This window comes from Kocuria turfanensis (assembly GCF_001580365.1).
Taxonomy (GTDB): Bacteria; Actinomycetota; Actinomycetes; order Actinomycetales; family Micrococcaceae; genus Kocuria; species Kocuria turfanensis.
This window is the reverse complement of record NZ_CP014480.1, coordinates 1,180,470-1,196,422: the sequence shown is the minus strand read 5'-3', so window position 1 is coordinate 1,196,422 and position 15,953 is coordinate 1,180,470. Positions and strand designations below refer to the sequence as shown.

General features: G+C 73.5%; 13 protein-coding genes. 6 read left to right on the top strand and 7 right to left on the bottom strand.

The window, feature by feature from the left end; translation table 11 throughout:
• Window position 1: 1 nt before the first annotated feature.
• Complete coding sequence (rimI, locus tag AYX06_RS05470) at window positions 2–478, top strand: ribosomal protein S18-alanine N-acetyltransferase (RefSeq protein WP_062736902.1); 477 nt, start codon at window positions 2–4, stop codon at window positions 476–478.
• On the top strand, window positions 475–1,572 hold the full coding sequence (gene tsaD / locus AYX06_RS05465) for a tRNA (adenosine(37)-N6)-threonylcarbamoyltransferase complex transferase subunit TsaD (protein WP_062734924.1): 1,098 nt from the start codon (window positions 475–477) through the stop codon (window positions 1,570–1,572). Before rimI ends, tsaD begins: the two co-directional genes overlap by 4 nt.
• A gap of 16 nt (window positions 1,573–1,588) precedes the next feature.
• On the opposite strand, the gene AYX06_RS05460 is transcribed toward tsaD, so the two are convergent.
• The 7 genes from AYX06_RS05460 to AYX06_RS05430 all read right to left on the bottom strand — a co-directional run bounded on the left by AYX06_RS05460 (window position 1,589) and on the right by AYX06_RS05430 (window position 9,075).
• Window positions 1,589–2,566 (bottom strand): 2-hydroxyacid dehydrogenase, encoded by a 978-nt coding sequence (locus AYX06_RS05460; RefSeq protein WP_062734923.1) that lies wholly within the window; start codon window positions 2,564–2,566, stop codon window positions 1,589–1,591.
• Between the two features lie 53 nt (window positions 2,567–2,619).
• The gene (locus AYX06_RS05455) at window positions 2,620–3,765 is read right to left on the bottom strand and encodes a glutamate--cysteine ligase (RefSeq protein WP_062734922.1); all 1,146 of its coding nucleotides are present in this window, start codon (window positions 3,763–3,765) and stop codon (window positions 2,620–2,622) included.
• Window positions 3,766–3,858: 93 nt separating this feature from the next.
• Complete coding sequence (locus AYX06_RS05450; RefSeq protein ID WP_062734921.1) at window positions 3,859–5,130, bottom strand: class I SAM-dependent methyltransferase; 1,272 nt, start codon at window positions 5,128–5,130, stop codon at window positions 3,859–3,861.
• A gap of 54 nt (window positions 5,131–5,184) precedes the next feature.
• Window positions 5,185–5,940: an iron ABC transporter ATP-binding protein gene (locus tag AYX06_RS05445; protein WP_062734920.1), complete on the bottom strand. Its 756-nt coding sequence runs from the start codon at window positions 5,938–5,940 to the stop codon at window positions 5,185–5,187.
• Window positions 5,937–6,998: an iron chelate uptake ABC transporter family permease subunit gene (locus tag AYX06_RS05440; protein WP_084271468.1), complete on the bottom strand. Its 1,062-nt coding sequence runs from the start codon at window positions 6,996–6,998 to the stop codon at window positions 5,937–5,939. The genes AYX06_RS05445 and AYX06_RS05440 overlap by 4 nt, the downstream gene beginning before the upstream one ends.
• Window positions 6,991–7,983, bottom strand: a complete 993-nt coding sequence (locus AYX06_RS05435) for an ABC transporter permease (RefSeq protein WP_062734919.1) — start codon at window positions 7,981–7,983, stop codon at window positions 6,991–6,993. The genes AYX06_RS05440 and AYX06_RS05435 overlap by 8 nt, the downstream gene beginning before the upstream one ends.
• Before the next feature lie 90 nt (window positions 7,984–8,073).
• Window positions 8,074–9,075 (bottom strand): siderophore ABC transporter substrate-binding protein, encoded by a 1,002-nt coding sequence (locus AYX06_RS05430; RefSeq protein WP_062734918.1) that lies wholly within the window; start codon window positions 9,073–9,075, stop codon window positions 8,074–8,076.
• 441 nt (window positions 9,076–9,516) lie between these two features.
• On the opposite strand from AYX06_RS05430, the gene groES reads away from it, so the two are divergent.
• The 4 genes from groES (at window position 9,517) to AYX06_RS05410 (ending at window position 15,907) form a co-directional block, all read left to right on the top strand.
• Window positions 9,517–9,813 (top strand): co-chaperone GroES, encoded by a 297-nt coding sequence (gene groES, locus AYX06_RS05425; RefSeq protein ID WP_047801805.1) that lies wholly within the window; start codon window positions 9,517–9,519, stop codon window positions 9,811–9,813.
• A gap of 143 nt (window positions 9,814–9,956) precedes the next feature.
• Window positions 9,957–11,558, top strand: coding sequence for a chaperonin GroEL (groL, locus tag AYX06_RS05420; RefSeq protein ID WP_062734917.1), 1,602 nt, complete (start codon window positions 9,957–9,959; stop codon window positions 11,556–11,558).
• A 153-nt stretch (window positions 11,559–11,711) separates the two neighbouring features.
• The gene (locus AYX06_RS05415) at window positions 11,712–13,781 is read left to right on the top strand and encodes an acyltransferase family protein (RefSeq protein WP_062734916.1); all 2,070 of its coding nucleotides are present in this window, start codon (window positions 11,712–11,714) and stop codon (window positions 13,779–13,781) included.
• Complete coding sequence (locus AYX06_RS05410) at window positions 13,778–15,907, top strand: acyltransferase family protein (RefSeq protein WP_186815585.1); 2,130 nt, start codon at window positions 13,778–13,780, stop codon at window positions 15,905–15,907. The genes AYX06_RS05415 and AYX06_RS05410 overlap by 4 nt, the downstream gene beginning before the upstream one ends.
• Window positions 15,908–15,953 lie beyond the last annotated feature (46 nt).

The following is a 15,953-nucleotide window of genomic DNA, read 5'->3' as shown; positions in this document are numbered from 1 at the left end:
GATGACCGCCCAGGACGTCCCCGTGGTGCACGCCCTGGAGCAGGACCTCTTCCCGGCCGACGCCTGGCCGCTGGAGATGTTCTCCGCCGAGCTGGCCCAGCCCGTGTGCTGGTACTGGGTGGCCGAGCAGGACGACCGGATCGTCGGCTACGCGGGACTGATGTGCATCCGCCCGGTCGGCGACGTCCAGACCATCGCGGTGCTGCCCGAGCACGAGGGCCGCGGGATCGGCTCGGCGCTGCTGCGCACCCTGCACGGGCAGGCCCGCGAGCTCGGCGCCACCGAGGTGCTGCTCGAGGTCCGCGCCGACAACCCCCGCGCCCAGCGGCTCTACCGCCGCTTCGGCTACGAGCACATCCACACCCGGCCCCGCTACTACCGGGACGGCACCGACGCGCTGATCATGCGCCTGGACCTCACCGCCCCGGAGCCCCCGAGCACCCCGGCCCCGACCCACCCCACGGAGGACGACCGATGACCGACGGACCGCTGGTGCTGGGCATCGAGTCCTCCTGCGACGAGACCGGCGTCGGGATCGTGCGCGGGCGCACGCTGCTCGCCAACGTCGTGTCCTCCTCGATGGACGAGCACGCCCGGTTCGGGGGCGTGATCCCCGAGATCGCCTCCCGGGCCCACCTCGACGCCCTCGTGCCCACCCTGCGCGAGGCCCTGGACCGGGCCGGTGTGGGCCTGGCCGAGCTCGACGCCCTGGCCGTGACCTCCGGGCCCGGCCTGGCCGGGGCGCTCATGGTGGGCGTCGCCGCCGCGAAGGCGCTCGCCGTGGCCACCGGCAAGCCGCTGTACGCCGTCAACCACCTGGTGGCCCACGTCAGCGTGGGTGTGCTGGAGGACTCGGGGATCGAGGGCTTCCGGGGCGGCTTCGACGACGGCCTGCCCCGGGACCTGGGCGCGCTGCTGGTCTCCGGCGGGCACACCGAGATCCTCGCCGTCGACGACCTCTCCCGGGACGTGCGGCTGCTCGGGGCCACGATCGACGACGCGGCCGGCGAGGCCTACGACAAGGTGGCCCGGGTCCTGGGGCTGGCCTACCCGGGCGGTCCGGCCATCGACGCCGCCGCCCGGTCCGGGGACCCCACGGCCTTCCGCTTCCCGCGCGGGCTGACCGCGGGCAAGTACCTGGGCTCGGCCGAGCGGCCCGGCCCGCACCGCTACGACTTCTCCTTCTCCGGGCTCAAGACAGCGGTGGCCCGCGTGGTCGAGGCGCACGAGGCCGAGGGCCGGGCGGTGCCGGTCGCGGACGTCGCCGCGTCCTTCCAGGAAGCCGTGGCCGACGTCGTCACGCGCAAGGCGGTGCTCGCGTGCACCGAGCAGGGGCTCGGCACGCTGCTGCTGGGCGGGGGAGTGGCCGCCAACTCGCGGCTGCGGGAACTCACCGCCGAGCGCTGCGCCGCGCACGGGATCGAGCTGGTCGTCCCGAAGCTCTCCCTGTGCACCGACAACGGGGCGATGGTCGCGGCCCTCGCGGCCCGGGTCGTGGCCGAGGGCCGCGAGCCCTCGGGCCTGGGCTTCGCCGCCGACTCCTCCCTGCCCGTCACCACCGTCTCCGTCTGAGCCGGGCGGCGGCCGGTCAGGCCACGGGCGTGACCAGGGTGCCGTCGGCGAGCCAGCTGCGGAGGTTGCGCAGGGTCAGCTCGGCCATCGCCCGGCGCGTCTGCACCGTGGCGCTGCCCACGTGCGGCAGCAGCACCACGTTCTCGAGCCGGCGCAGCGCGGCCGGCACGTGCGGCTCGGCGCGGTACACGTCCAGACCGGCCCCGGCCAGGCGGCCCTCCTCCAGGGCAGCGACGAGCGCGGTCTCGTCCACGACCGCGCCGCGGGCGACGTTGACCAGGAAGCCCTGGGGGCCGAGGGCGTCCAGGACCGCGGCGTCGACCAGCGCCGCGGAGTCCGGGCCGCCGGGCACGGCGACCACCAGGGCGTCGACGGCCGCGGCGAGCTCCGCGGGGGAGCCGTGGTAGCGGTGCCCGACGCCGGGGACCGGCCGCCGGTTGTGGTAGTGGATCTCGCAGCCGAGCGCGGTGAGGCGGTGGGCCACGGCCCGGCCGATCCGGCCGAGGCCGAGGATCCCGACGCGGCGGCCGGAGGCGTGCACGGTCAGCGGGTAGTTGCCGGTCGTCTCCCACTCCCCGCGGCGCACGAAGCGGTCGGCGGCGGAGAACCGGCGCAGCACGTCGAGGTAGAGGGCCAGCGCGGTGTCCGCCACGGCGTCGGTGAGCACGTCGGGGGTGTTGCTCATCCGGATCCCGCGCGCGGCGGCCTCGGCGGCGTCCGTCCCGTCGTAGCCGACGCCGAAGTGCACGACGGCCTCGAGGCGGGGCAGGCGGCCCATGAGCTCCCGGTCCACGCCGGTGCGCCCGGAGCACACAGCCACGCGCACCTCCCCGGCGTGCCGGTCCAGGAACTCCTCCCGGTCCCGGCGTGCCGCGGGCAGGCGCAGCGCCGAGAACTCGGTGGTGAGGGTGTCCTCCACCAGGGGGTGCAGGGCGCCGATCTGCAGGACGGGGCCCTGCGGCACGGTGCTGCCCGGTCGGGTCGGTTCGGTCATGTCTGCCACCTGTGGGGGACGGGAGCCCGCGCGGGCTCGGCCGGACGGGACGGTCAGTCGTTCTCGCGGGTGCGGCGCACGATGTCGAGGGCGACGGCGCGCAGGTCGCCCCCGTGGGCGCGGGCCACGGCCCGCTGGCGCTGGTAGCCGGCGCCCTCCCGCAGGATCCGCTCCACGTCGGAGAGCTCCTGCGCGCAGCCCAGCCGCGCGGCGACGGGCTCGAGCCGGTCGAGCAGGCCGATCAGGTCCTCGCGCAGGTCCCGCTCGGTGTTGTGCGGGCCGGTGATCACCTCGGCGTCCAGGCCGTAGCGGGCGGCCCGCCACTTGTTCTCCTGGATGTGCCACGGCCGCAGCCGGGCGGGCTCCCGGCCGGCCTCGACGTCGCGGGACAGGGACTCGGCGAGGCACTGGGTGAGGGCGGTGAGCGCCCCGACCTCCCACAGGGTCGAGAGCCCGTCGCAGAACCGCACCTCGTCCGTGCCCAGCCGCGGCACGGGGCGCACGTCCCAGCGCGCCTCGCTGAGCTCCTCGATGATCCCGGTGGAGACCATGTCCTCGATGCACTGCTCGTAGGCGTCCCAGGAGGGGAAGTGGTAGGGCAGCCCGGCGGTGGAGAGCTGCTGGAAGATCATGGAGCGCTGGGACGCGTAGCCGGTGTCCTCCCCGGCCCAGAAGGGAGAGTTGGAGGACAGGGCCAGCAGGTGCGGGTAGTAGGTCAGCAGCCCGTCGAGCACCGGCAGGGCCTTGGCCCGCGCGTCCAGGCCCACGTGCACGTGCACCCCGTAGATGACCATCTGCCGGCCCCAGTACTGGGTCCGCTCCACCAGCTTGTGGTAGCGCTGCTTGTCGGTGACCTGCTGGTCCTGCCAGCGCGCGAAGGGGTGGGTGCCGGCGGCGAAGATCTCGAGGCCCTGCGGGTCGGTGACCCTGCGGATCTCGTCCATCATGGCCGCCAGCTGCTCGGTGGAGTGGGCGACGTCACGGCACACCCCGGTGACCATCTCGACGGTGTTGAGCAGGAACTCCCCGGTGAGCTGCGGGTGGTCGCCGTCGGTGCCCCACTCGGGGTGGGCCTCCAGGACCGCCTCGAACGTCTCCCGGCCGCGGGGCACGAGATCGCCCGTGGTGCCGTCCACCAGGGCGATTTCCCACTCGACGCCCAGCGTCGACTGGTCGGAGCGGGCGAACGAGATCTCCACGCGGCAGGTCCTCCGTGCTCTGCGGGCGCGTCGGCCCGCGGGGTGCGGGCCGGATCGCCCGGTCGGGTGCGGGCCCTTTCGCCCGCGGAGCCCTCAGTCTACGGTTTCGACGACGAGCACGACGCGCCGCTCCCCGGCGCCGGCCCCGGTCCCCGGCCCGCCGTCCGGGGCGGACGCCGGGCCCGTGCGGGTGAGCACGAGGGTGGCCCGGCCGGGTCCCTTCGGCGCGAGCTGGCGGCGCAGCTGCTCGGGGGTGACGTCGGTGCCCCGCTTCTTGATCTCGAGGGTGCCCACCTCGTGCTCCCGCACCCACCGCTTGAGCACCTTGACGGTGTGCGGGAGCACCTCCCGCACCCGGTAGGCGCGGGCCAGCGGCGTGCGGACCAGCTCGTCGGAGCTCAGGTAGGCGATCCGCGGGTGGATCAGCCGCGCGCCCAGCCGGCGGGCGAGGTCGGTGACGAGGCCCGCGCGGATCACCGCGCCGTCCGGCTCGTACAGGTACGACCCCACCGGGCCCACCACCGCGTCCGCGTGGGCGGGGTCGAGGTCCTCCGGGCTGGTGAGCTCCGTGGACCCGTGCTCGGAGAGCACGAGGGCCGCCCGCCGGACCCCGGGCCGGGCCACGGCGTTAAACCACAGCACGGCCTCGACCACGTCCCCGCGGTCGGAGACCCACTGCGCCTCGCACCCGGCCGGCACCGCCTCGTGGGGGATGCCGGGGCCCAGCTTCACGCCCACGGGCAGCCCCCGCGCGGCGAGCGCCTCGACGAAGGACAGCGGCGGGGAGAACGCCTCGGGGTCGAAGATCCGGCGGGTCCCGGACGACGACGTCTCGCGCCGGGCCGGGTCCAGCCACACCCCGTCCGGCGGCCCGCCGGGGAGCGCGTCGAGGTCCAGGGAGGCGGCGTCCCCGTGCAGCACCGTGGCCTCGGGGAAGGGGCGGAGGTTGAGCAGGGCCACGGCCGCCGTGGTCTCGTCCAGCTCCACCGCGGTGACCCGCCGGTCCAGGGAGGCCAGGGCGAGGGCGTCGGCGCCGATGCCGCAGCCGAGGTCGGCCACGTGGGCGAGCCCGGCGTCGGCGAAGCGGCGGGCGTGCAGGACGGCCACGCGCAGCCGGGTGGCCTGCTCGAGGCCGGCCCGGGTGAACAGCATCTGCTCGGCGAAGTCCCCGAACTTGGCGCGCGCCCGCGTGCGCAGCCTCGCCTGGGTGAGCACCGCGGCGACGAGCTCGGCGTCGTGCCCCCGGGCCCGCAGCCGGGTCGCCGCCGCGAGCGCGTCGTCGGCGTCGTAGGGGCCGGTCTCCGCGAGCAGCCGGCGCCCCTCGTCCGTGAGCAGGGGTGCGATGTCGGTGGCCTCGTCGCGCATGGGGCCACCCTATCCGGCCCCGGCCCCGGCCCGGTGCGCCCGGGCGCCGGGCGGTCAGTAGAACGCGGCGAGCCGGCCCCGCGGGCCGTCGATGACGGTCACCGGGGTCTCGAAGACGCGGCTGAGGACGGCGTCGTCCATGATCTCCCGCGGCTCGCCGAACTCGGCGACCCGGCCGTCCTTCACGGCGCAGATCCGGTCGGCGTAGTGGCTGGCGAAGTTGACGTCGTGCAGGACGATGAGGATGGTGCGGCCCATCTCGTCGCAGGCCCGCCGCAGGTGCTGCATCATCGACACGGCGTGGCGCATGTCCAGGTTGTTCAGGGGCTCGTCCAGCAGCACGTGGTCGGTCTCCTGGGCCAGGACCATGGCCACGTAGGCGCGCTGGCGCTGTCCGCCCGAGAGCTGGTCGAGGTAGCGGTGCTCCAGCGGCCGCAGCCCGAGGAAGTCGATGTAGGTGCTGACGACCTCCTCGTCCAGCGCGGTCAGCCGGCCGTGGCTGTGCGGGAACCGTCCGAAGCCGACCAGCTGCCGCACCGTGAGCCGCGTGACGTAGTGGTTCTCCTGGCGCAGGACGGACACGATCCGGGCGAGGTCCTTGGACTTCGTGCGGGCCACGTCGTAGCCGGCGATGTCGATGGTGCCGGCGTCGAGGCCGAGCAGCCGCCCGATCATGGTCAGGAGCGTGGACTTGCCCGCGCCGTTGGGGCCGACCAGGGCGGTCATCCCGCCCGAGGGGATCTCCAGGTCCACGGGGCCGATGGTGACCTCGCCCCCGTAGTCCTTGCGCACGTTGGTGAGGGTGATCACAGCCGGCCCTTTCGGAGGATGACGTAGAGGAAGACGGAGCCGCCGACGAGCTCGATGATGATCGAGACCACGCCCTGGGCGTAGAAGACGTGGTGGAGCACGAAGTAGGCGCCGGTGAGGACGAGGAAGCCGGTGAGGACCGCCACCGGGAAGACCCGGCGGTGGTCGTACGTGTCGGCGAACTGGTAGGCGAGGGTCGCCACCAGGAAGCCCAGGAACGTCATCGGGCCCACCAGCGCGGTGGAGACCGCCATGAGGACGGAGACGAGGAAGAGCGTGCGCATGACCTCGGCGCGGTGCCGCACCCCGAGGTTCAGGCTGGCCTCCCGCCCGAGGGCGAGCACGTCGAGCCGGCGGGAGCCGGACCACAGCAGGCCGCCGGCCAGCAGGCACAGCGGGACGGCCACGGGCAGGTAGTCGGCGTGGGCGTTCGTCACGGAGCCGAACAGCCGGGCGGAGAGCACGTCGAAGTCGCTGGGGGAGAGCAGGCGCTGCATGAACGTCGAGACCGAGCCGAGCCCTCCGCCGACGATGATGCCCACGAGCAGCATGACGTGCAGGTTCCCGTACCGGCCGGAGAGCAGCCACCCGTAGAGGGCGAGGGACAGGGCCACCATGAGGGCGACCTGCAGGAGGAACTGCGGCACGCCCTGCAGGACGAGGATCCCGGCGGCGCCCAGGAAGTAGACCGTGGAGGTCTGGATCGCCACGTAGAGGGACTCGAAGCCCATGATCGACGGGGTGATGATGCGGTTGGTCGTGGCCGTCTGGAAGCTCACGGTGGCCATCGCCTGGCAGAAGGCCACGACCGCCATGATGACGACGCCGGTGGCCCGGCGCTCCGCGATCCGCCAGAAGCCGTCCGAGCCCACCGGCATCGGGTTGTCCCAGGCGAGCAGGCCGAAGGCGAAGCCCGCCGAGGCGAGGGCCAGCACGGCCACGACGGTCCAGTACCGCCGCCGGGCCCGCGGCGTGGGGAAGGGGCCGGTGCCGCGCCGGGCGCCGGGCGCCGGCGGTGCCGCCGGGGCGGTCGGGGTCGCGAGCACGGCGTCAGACACGTCGACGCTGCCTCAGGAGCAGGTGGACGAACACGACGGCGCCGACGATCCCGAGGATCACCGACACCGGGATCTCGAACGGCATGATGACGATCCTCCCGATCAGGTCGCACACCGTCACGATGGCGATGCCCAGCAGGCACACCCACGGCAGGTTGCTGCGCAGGTCGTCGCCGCGGACCATCGAGACGATGTTGGGGACGATGAGGCCCAGGAACGGCAGGTTGCCGACGACGACGGTCACGACGCCGGTGGCCACCGCGATCAGCCCGGTGCCGAGCAGGACGGTCCGGTGGTAGTTCAGCCCGACGTTGGTGGCGACGTCCTCACCGAGCCCGGCGACGGTGAGCCGGTCCGCCACGAGGAAGACCGCGACGCCGACCAGCAGCACGATCCACAGCACCTCGTACTGGCCGCGCAGCACCGAGGTGAAGCTGCCGGCGAACCAGACCCCCAGGTTCTGCAGCATGTCGGTCTGCAGCGCCAGGAACGTCGAGGCGGAGCCGACCACCGCGCCCAGCATGATCCCGACGATGGGGACGATGAGGGAGGAGCGCAGGGACACCCGGCGCAGGAAGAGGAAGAAGATCATGGTCCCGACGAAGGCCGCCGCCACGGCCCCGGTCATCCGGGTGAGGAGGCTCGCGGTGGGCACCAGCAGCGTGACGACGAGCAGCCCGAGCCCCGCCCACTCGGTGGTGCCCGTCGTGGTGGGCTCCACGAACCGGTTCTGCGTGAGCAGCTGCATCACCAGCCCGGACATCGCCATGGCCGCACCGGCGAGCACCAGGGCGACGGTGCGGGGGATCCGCGTGATCGCGAACATCGCGCCGCCGCCCTCGGCGCCGAAGACGTCGTAGACCCCCGTGAGGAGGGAGGCGGCCAGCAGCGCCAGGACCCCGAGCGCACCGGCGAGCAGCTTCCGGTCGAACAGTGCGCCCTTGCCGCCCGTGCGGCTCCGGGGTCGCGGTGTGGTCGTCGTCATGGGGGAGCCTCTCCTCCGGCCTCGTGCCCGGCGCGGGACGGTGGTGGTGCCCGCTGTCGCAGGCCCCGCCACCGTCGTCCGCACGACGGGTCAGTCCTGCTCGCCCATGGCGTCGGCGAGGGTGTTGAAGAACTCCGTGTAGGTCTGGATGCCCTCGTTGGTGTAGGTGTCCTTGGGCATGTAGACCACGTGGTCCTCCCGCACCGCGGTGACGTCCTGCAGCGCCTCGGCGTTCTCGAGGACCTCCTGCGCCGGGGTGAACTCCGCGTCGTCGGCGGCGATCGCCGCGTCGCGGTCCATCACCAGGATCCAGTCGGGGTTCGAGTCCGCGATCGCCTCGACCGAGATGTCGTCGCCCTGGTGGTCGTCGCTGGCGCCCTCGACCTCGAGGGCCGGTGCGAAGTCGAAGATCTCGAACAGCGGGCCCAGGGTCCGGCCCACACCCGGGGCGACGTAGCCGATCTCGCCGCCGGAGACGGTGACCGCCATGACCGTGTCGCCGGGCCGGTACCCCTCGACGACGCGCTGCATCGCCTCGTCGAAGGCGCCGTTGATCTCCTCGGCCTCCGCGGTGCGGTCGAAGATCTCGCCCAGCACCGAGGTCTGCCGCTTCAGCTCCTCGTCGAGGGGCTGGTCCTCCCGCGGGTCGAGCTCCACGACGGTGGCGTCCGGCACGAGGTCGGCGAAGTCCTCGCGGTAGTCCGCGAAGCGCTGACCGTTGACGATGAGGTCGGGGTCCGCCGCGACGACGGCCTCGAGGTCGGGCTCGCGGTGGTTGCCGATGTCGGTGACGGACTCGTCGTCGGCGTAGGCGATGGTGTCCGGCATGAGGGCGCGCGGGGCGGCCGCCAGCCGGACGTCCCAGTCGGCCAGCGTCTCGAAGGTGCGGTTGTCGGTGGCGACCACGGTGGACGGCGGGGCGGCGACGGTCTGCGTGCCGTGGTTGTCCTCGACCTCGACCGCGGCCGTGGCCGTGGAGGCGGCGGAGGACTCCGTGGACGCGGTCTCGCTGCCCTGTGCTCCACCGCAGGCGGTGAGGGCGAGGGCGCTGACGGCGGCCAGGAGGGCGGCCGGGTACTGGGTGCGGTTCATGGTGTTCCTTCGTGCGCGGATTCGGCTGCGGAGCCCCGTCGCGCCGCCCCCGGCGGGGCGCACGGCGGGGCTCCGCACGGGGCGACGCCCCGGTGCGGGTGCACGGGACGTCGGGGGCGGCACCGGTTCTCGGCCGAGGTAAGGCTTGCCTTACCGCTCAACCTAGAGGGCGCGGGCGGGGGAGGCAAATCATTGGGCAATACCGGCGTGCCCTAATTCGGCCGCACGCGGATCGGCCGCTCCGCCGCGCTGGCACTCGCCTTGACCGACTGCTAGGCGACTCCTATAGTCGGCCTTGGCACTCTCCGGGTGAGGGTGCTAAGGGCCAGGCGATCGATCGGCACCGCGACGACGGTTGGTGCGCCAACCGGCCCGAAGCACGACGGCGGGCCCTGCCCGCGGTCGCCCACCGCTTTCCACGCCTACAGAGAAGGAGAGATCGTGTCGGTCTCCATCAAGCCCCTCGAGGATCGCATCGTCGTTCAGCCGCTCGCCGCTGAGCAGACCACCGCTTCCGGCCTCGTCATCCCGGACACCGCCAAGGAGAAGCCCCAGGAGGGCAAGGTCCTGGCCGTGGGCCCCGGCCGTGTCGACGACTCCGGCAACCGCATCCCGGTCGACGTCAAGGAGGGCGACGTCGTGATCTTCTCCAAGTACGGCGGGACCGAGGTCAAGTACAACGGCGAGGAGTACCTGGTGCTCCCGGCCCGCGACGTCCTCGCCGTCGTCGAGAAGTAGACCCCGCGCAGACCGCGCAGTCCTGACGAAGGGTGCCCGCCGCGCGCCCCGCTTCCCCGGCGGGCCCGCGGCGGGCACCCTTCGTCGTCCCCGATTCCCGAACCCCGCTGGACCACCAGCCACCCAGAAGGAGCTCTTCGCTCATGGCCAAGCAGCTGGCATTCGACGATGCCGCCCGCAAGTCCCTCGAGAACGGCGTCAACAAGCTCGCCGACACCGTCAAGGTCACCCTCGGCCCCCGCGGGCGCAACGTGGTGCTCGACAAGAAGTGGGGCGCCCCCACGATCACCAACGACGGCGTGACCATCGCCCGGGAGGTCGAGCTCGACGAGCCCTACGAGAACCTCGGCGCGCAGCTCGCCAAGGAGGTGGCGACCAAGACCAACGACGTCGCCGGCGACGGCACCACCACCGCCACCGTGCTCGCCCAGGCGCTCGTCAAGGAGGGCCTGCGCAACGTGGCCGCCGGGGCGGACCCGCTGAGCCTCAAGCGCGGCATCGAGAAGGCCGTCGAGGCCGTCGCGCAGCGCCTGCTGGACAACGCCCGCCCGGTCGAGGGCGTCAACGTCGCCCACGTGGCGACCATCTCCGCGCAGGACCCCGCCATCGGGGAGCTCATCGCCCAGGCCTTCGAGACGGTCGGCAAGGACGGCGTCATCACCGTCGAGGACGGCTCCAGCACCGAGGTGGAGCTCGAGGTCACCGAGGGCATGCAGTTCGACAAGGGCTACCTGTCCCCGTCCTTCGTGACCGACGCCGAGCGCCAGGAAGCGGTCATGGAGAACTCCCTGGTGCTGCTGTACCAGGGCAAGATCTCCTCCGTGCAGGAGCTCATGCCGGTGCTGGAGAAGGTCCTGCAGGCCAAGAAGCCGCTGACCATCATCGCGGAGGACGTCGAGGGTGAGGCCCTGTCCACCCTGGTGGTCAACAAGCTGCGCGGCACGCTCGACGTCGTGGCGCTCAAGGCCCCCGGGTTCGGCGACCGCCGCAAGGCGATCCTGCAGGACCTCGCGGTGCTCACCGGCGGCGAGTTCATCACCTCCGAGCTCGGCATCAGCCTCGACCAGGTGACCCTGGAGCAGCTGGGCACGGCCCGCCGCGTCACGGTCACCAAGAACACCACCACGGTGGTCGACGGCGGCGGGACCCCGGAGCAGATCCAGGAGCGCGTCGCCACGATCCGCGCCGAGGTGGAGCGCACCGACTCCGAGTGGGACCGCGAGAAGCTCCAGGAGCGGCTCGCCCGCCTCGCCGGCGGCGTCTCCGTGATCAAGGTCGGCGCGGCCACCGAGGTCGAGGCCAAGGAGCGCAAGCACCGCATCGAGGACGCCGTGTCCTCGACCCGCGCGGCGCTCGAGCAGGGCATCGTCTCCGGCGGCGGCACCGCCCTGGTGCACGCGGCCAAGGTCCTCGACGAGTCCGACCTCGGGCTCACCGGCGACGCGGCGACCGCGCTCGGCATCGTCCGCCGCGCGCTGCGCCAGCCGCTGTACTGGATCGCGCAGAACGCCGGCCAGGACGGGGCCGTGGTCGCCTCCCGCGTGGCCGACCTGGAGCCCGGCCACGGCTACGACGCCGCCGCCGGCGAGTACGTCGACATGGTCGCCGCCGGCATCATCGACCCGGTCAAGGTCACCCGCTCGGCGCTGCAGAACGCCGCCTCCATCGCGGCGCTCGTGCTCACCACGGAGACCCTCGTGGTGGACAAGCCCGCCGAGGACGCGGGGCACGGCCACCAGCACTGACCCGCGCCGCCCGTCCGACGGACCCGTCCCGCCCGCGCGGGGCGGGTCCGTCGGCCGTTGCCGCCCGTGCCCGGCCGCCTCCGGTAGAGTGCGGGGGTCCCATCCGACCACTGCCCGCGCCCCTCGGCGGCACGGTGTTCCCAGGAGATGCCCATGACCAGCCTTCGCGAGCAGGGCGTCCCGGCCCCGGCCGACACGGTCACCGCCCGGCGGGTGGCCCGCTACGCGGGGTTCCGCCCGGAGGTGCAGGGGCTGCGCTTCGTGGCGGTGCTGCTGGTGGTGCTCTACCACGTCTTCCTCGACCGGGTCTCCGGCGGGGTGGACATCTTCCTGCTGATCTCGGCGTTCTTCCTCACCCTGTCCTTCGTGCGCAAGCTCGAGGCCGGCCAGCCGCTGGCCCTGGGCCGCTACTGGCTGCACGTGTTCAAGCGGCTGCTGCCCCTGGCCGTGCTCACCGTCCTGGGCACCCTCGTGCTCGCGTGGCTGTTCTACCCGGAGGCGCGGATCGACCGGATCCGCACCGAGGCGCTGGCCTCGGTGTTCTACGTGGAGAACTGGGCCCTGGCCCGGGCCGAGGTCGACTACTACGCCGCCGACGACTCCACCGCCTCCCCGTTCCAGCACTTCTGGTCGCTGTCGGTGCAGGGGCAGGTGTTCCTGCTGTGGCCGCTGGTCTTCGCCGCGGCCTGGCTGCTGGGCCGGTGGCGGGGGTGGCGGCCGGTGCCGGTGCTGGCGGTGCTGTTCGGCGCCGTGTTCGTGGTCTCGCTGGCGTGGTCGGTGCACAGCACCGCCGCCCAGCAGGCCTTCGCCTACTTCGACACCCGCGCCCGGCTGTGGGAGTTCGCCCTGGGCTCGCTGCTGGCCCTGGCGGTGCCCTACCTGCGCCCGCCCCGGGCGGCGCGCGTGGCCCTGGGCTGGGCCGGGATGCTGAGCATGGTCTCGGTCGGGGTGCTCATCGACGTGCAGGGGGCGTTCCCGGGGTGGATCGCGCTGTGGCCGCTGCTCTCGGCGGCGGCGATCATCGTGGCCGGCCGGTCGGGGTCCCCCTTCGGGCTGGACCGGGTCCTGGCGTCGAAGCCGCTGGTGCGGCTGGGGGACGCCTCCTACGCGCTGTACCTGGTGCACTGGCCGCTGCTGATCACCTACCTGGTGCTCCGGGACCGGCCGGTGGCCGGGCCGCGGTCGGGCGTGGTCATCATCCTCGTCTCCCTGGTGCTGGCGGTGCTCGCCACGGCCCTGGTGGAGCGCCCGTTCCAGCGCTGGGCGTGGCCGGAGCGCACCAAGCGGCGGCTGGCGGTGTCGGTGGCGGTGAGCCTGGCCCTGGTGGCCGTCCCGGTGCTGGCCTGGCAGCAGGCCGACGCCCGGCGCGCCGCGCTGCTCGCGGAGGAGGCCGCCCGCAACAGCCCCGGGGCGGCCGTGCTGCAGCCGGGCTTCGAGTTCCGCGGCGACCCGGAGGCGCCCACGCTGCCGCTGGCCTCCGCGCTGCAGGAGGAGTGGGTGGGGCTGCCCGAGCCCTGCTCGGGGCGCTTCGCCCCGGAGCAGGAGCTGCTCGAGCAGCACTGCCGCCAGACCCCGGCCCTGCCGGACCCCGAGCGCACCGTCCTGGTGGTCGGCAACTCCCACATGGAGCAGTTCATGGGCGCGGTGATCCCCCTGGCGGAGGAGCGCGGCTGGCAGCTCGTCGCCGTCCTGCAGCCCGGCTGCGCCTTCGCCGTCCGGCCGGAGGGCGACGCGTGCCACGAGGGCAACGAGGCGGCCCTCGACTACGTGGAGCGCCTCGACCCGGACATGGTCCTGACGACGTCGACCTACGCGGCCCGGATGGACGGATCCGCGGAGGCCATGGTCGGAGGCTTCCCGGAGCTGGTCGACCGCCTGACCGGCCAGGGGATCGAGGTCGTCGGCTTCCGCGACAACCCCCGCTTCGACTTCAACCCCTACGAGTGCGCGCAGACCCACGGCGAGGACGCGGCCCGGTGCCAGGTCCCCGTGGCACAGGTGCTGGCCCCGGTGAATCCCGCCGACGCCCTCCGCGACCGCCCCGGGTTCACCTCCCTGGACCTCACGGACCTGATCTGCCCCGAGGGCCTGTGCCGGCCCGTGGTGGGCAACGCCTTCGTCTTCTTCGACCCGCACCACCTGACCTGGACCTACGCGCGGACCATGGCCCCCGCCCTCGAGGAGCGGCTCCTCGGGGCCGCCGGATCCGGGGCCGTCTCGTGAGCACGGTGCGCACCGGTGCCCCGCGGCCCGCCGACGGGCCCTCGTCGGCCTCGGCCGCGGGGGCGCCCGGCGCCGGCGACCCGGCCACGGCCCGGCGGGTGGCCCGGTACTCCGGCTTCCGCCCGGAGGTGCAGGGGCTGCGGTTCGTGGCGGTGCTGCTGGTGGTGCTCTACCACGTGTTCCTCGGGCGGGTCTCCGGCGGGGTGGACGTGTTCCTGCTGATCTCGGCGTTCTTCCTCACCCTGTCCTTCGTGCGCAAGCTGGAGTCGGGCCGGCCGCTGGCGATCGGGCGCTACTGGCTGCACGTGTTCAAGCGGCTGCTGCCCCTGGCCGCGCTCACCGTGCTCGGCACCCTGCTGCTCGTCGAGCTGCTCTATCCGGCCTACGACGTCGGACGCTGGCGGGCCGAGGGGCTGGCCTCGGTGTTCTACGTGGAGAACTGGGCGCTGGCGCTGAACGCGGTGGACTACTACGCCGCCGACCACTCCACGGCCTCCCCGTTCCAGCACTTCTGGTCGCTGTCGGTGCAGGGGCAGGTGTTCCTGGTGTGGCCGCTGGTCTTCGGGGTGGCCTGGCTGCTGGGCCGGTGGCGGGGGTGGCGGCCGGTGCCGGTGCTGGCGGTGCTGTTCGGGACGATCTTCGCCGTCTCCCTGGCGTGGTCGGTGCACTCCACGGCCGCCCAGCAGGAGTTCGCCTACTTCGACACCCGCACCCGGTTGTGGGAGTTCGCCCTGGGCTCGCTGCTGGCTCTGGCGCTGCCGTATCTGCGGCCCTCGCCCAGGGTGCGGGTGGTGCTGGGCTGGGCCGGGCTGGTGAGCATGGTCTCGGTGGGGGTGCTGGTGGACGTGCAGGGGGCGTTCCCGGGGTGGATCGCGCTGTGGCCGCTGGCCTCGGCGGCGGCGATCATCGTGGCCGGGCGCTCCGGGTCCCGGTTCGGGCTGGACCGGGTCCTGGCCTCGAAGCCGCTGGTGCGGCTGGGGGACGCCTCCTACGCGCTGTACCTGGTGCACTGGCCGCTGCTGATCACCTACCTGGTGCTGCGCGACCGCCCCATGGCCGGACCCCGGTCGGGAGTGCTGCTGGTGCTGCTGTCGGTGCTGCTGGCCGTGCTGCTCACCCGCTTCGTCGAGGACCGGCTCAGGGCCTGGTCCTGGCCGGAGCAGTCCAAGCGGCGGCTGGCCGGGGTCGTGGTGCTCTGCCTGGCCCTGGTCGCGGCCCCGGTGCTGTCCCTGCAGCACGCCGAGGACCGCCGGGCCACCGCGATCCTCGCCGAGGCGGACCGCAACAACCCCGGGGCCGCGGTCCTGCTGCCCGGGTACCGCGGCCAGGCCGACCCGGACGCACCGGCCATCCCGGTGGTCACCGGGGACCACTACCGGAAGCCCGGGCTGGGCGAGCCCTGTCCCGCGGAACTGGGGATCTCCGAGCGCCACCAGCAGTGGTGCTTCGACACCGTCCCGAACGCCGAGCCCGCCGCGACCCTCCTGGTCGTCGGCAACAGCCACGTGCACATGTGGATCCCGGCGGTCGAGGAGCTGGCCGAGGCCAACGACTGGCGGGTGGTCACCTACATCCGCGGCAACTGCATGTACTCCACCGTCGAGGAGCAGGTGGCCGACCACGAGGCCTGCGCCCGCTGGCTGGAGGGCACCGACCCCGTGGTCGAGGCCGTGGGACCGGACCTGGTGCTGCTGCAGGGCACCCGCAGCACGGACGAGGACGAGGAGCAGTTCACCCCCGGGATGGAGCAGCGCATCCGCGGCCTGGCCGAGCGCGGCATCCAGGTCATCGGGCTGCGGGACAACGCCCGCTTCGACTTCGTCCCCGCCCAGTGCGCTGTGGACCACGGCGCCGACGCCGCCGAGTGCGCCGCCTCCCACGTGATCCTGGGCCCGGACAGCCCGCTGGCACCGGTGGCCGACGAGCTGGACCGGGTGTCGATGGTCGACATGGGGGACCTGATCTGCCCGGACGGACGCTGCCCACCGGTCGTCGGCAACGTGTACACCTACTGGGACAACAACCACCTCACCGTCGAGTACGTGCGCACGCTGGCCCCCATGTTCGTCGAGCGGGTCCGGGAGGCCCTGGCCGCCGACGGCGTCGCTCCCCGCCCGGCACCGTGAGACCGGGCACAGCCCGGCCGCCGGCCGGTCCGGCGCGGCGGCAGGC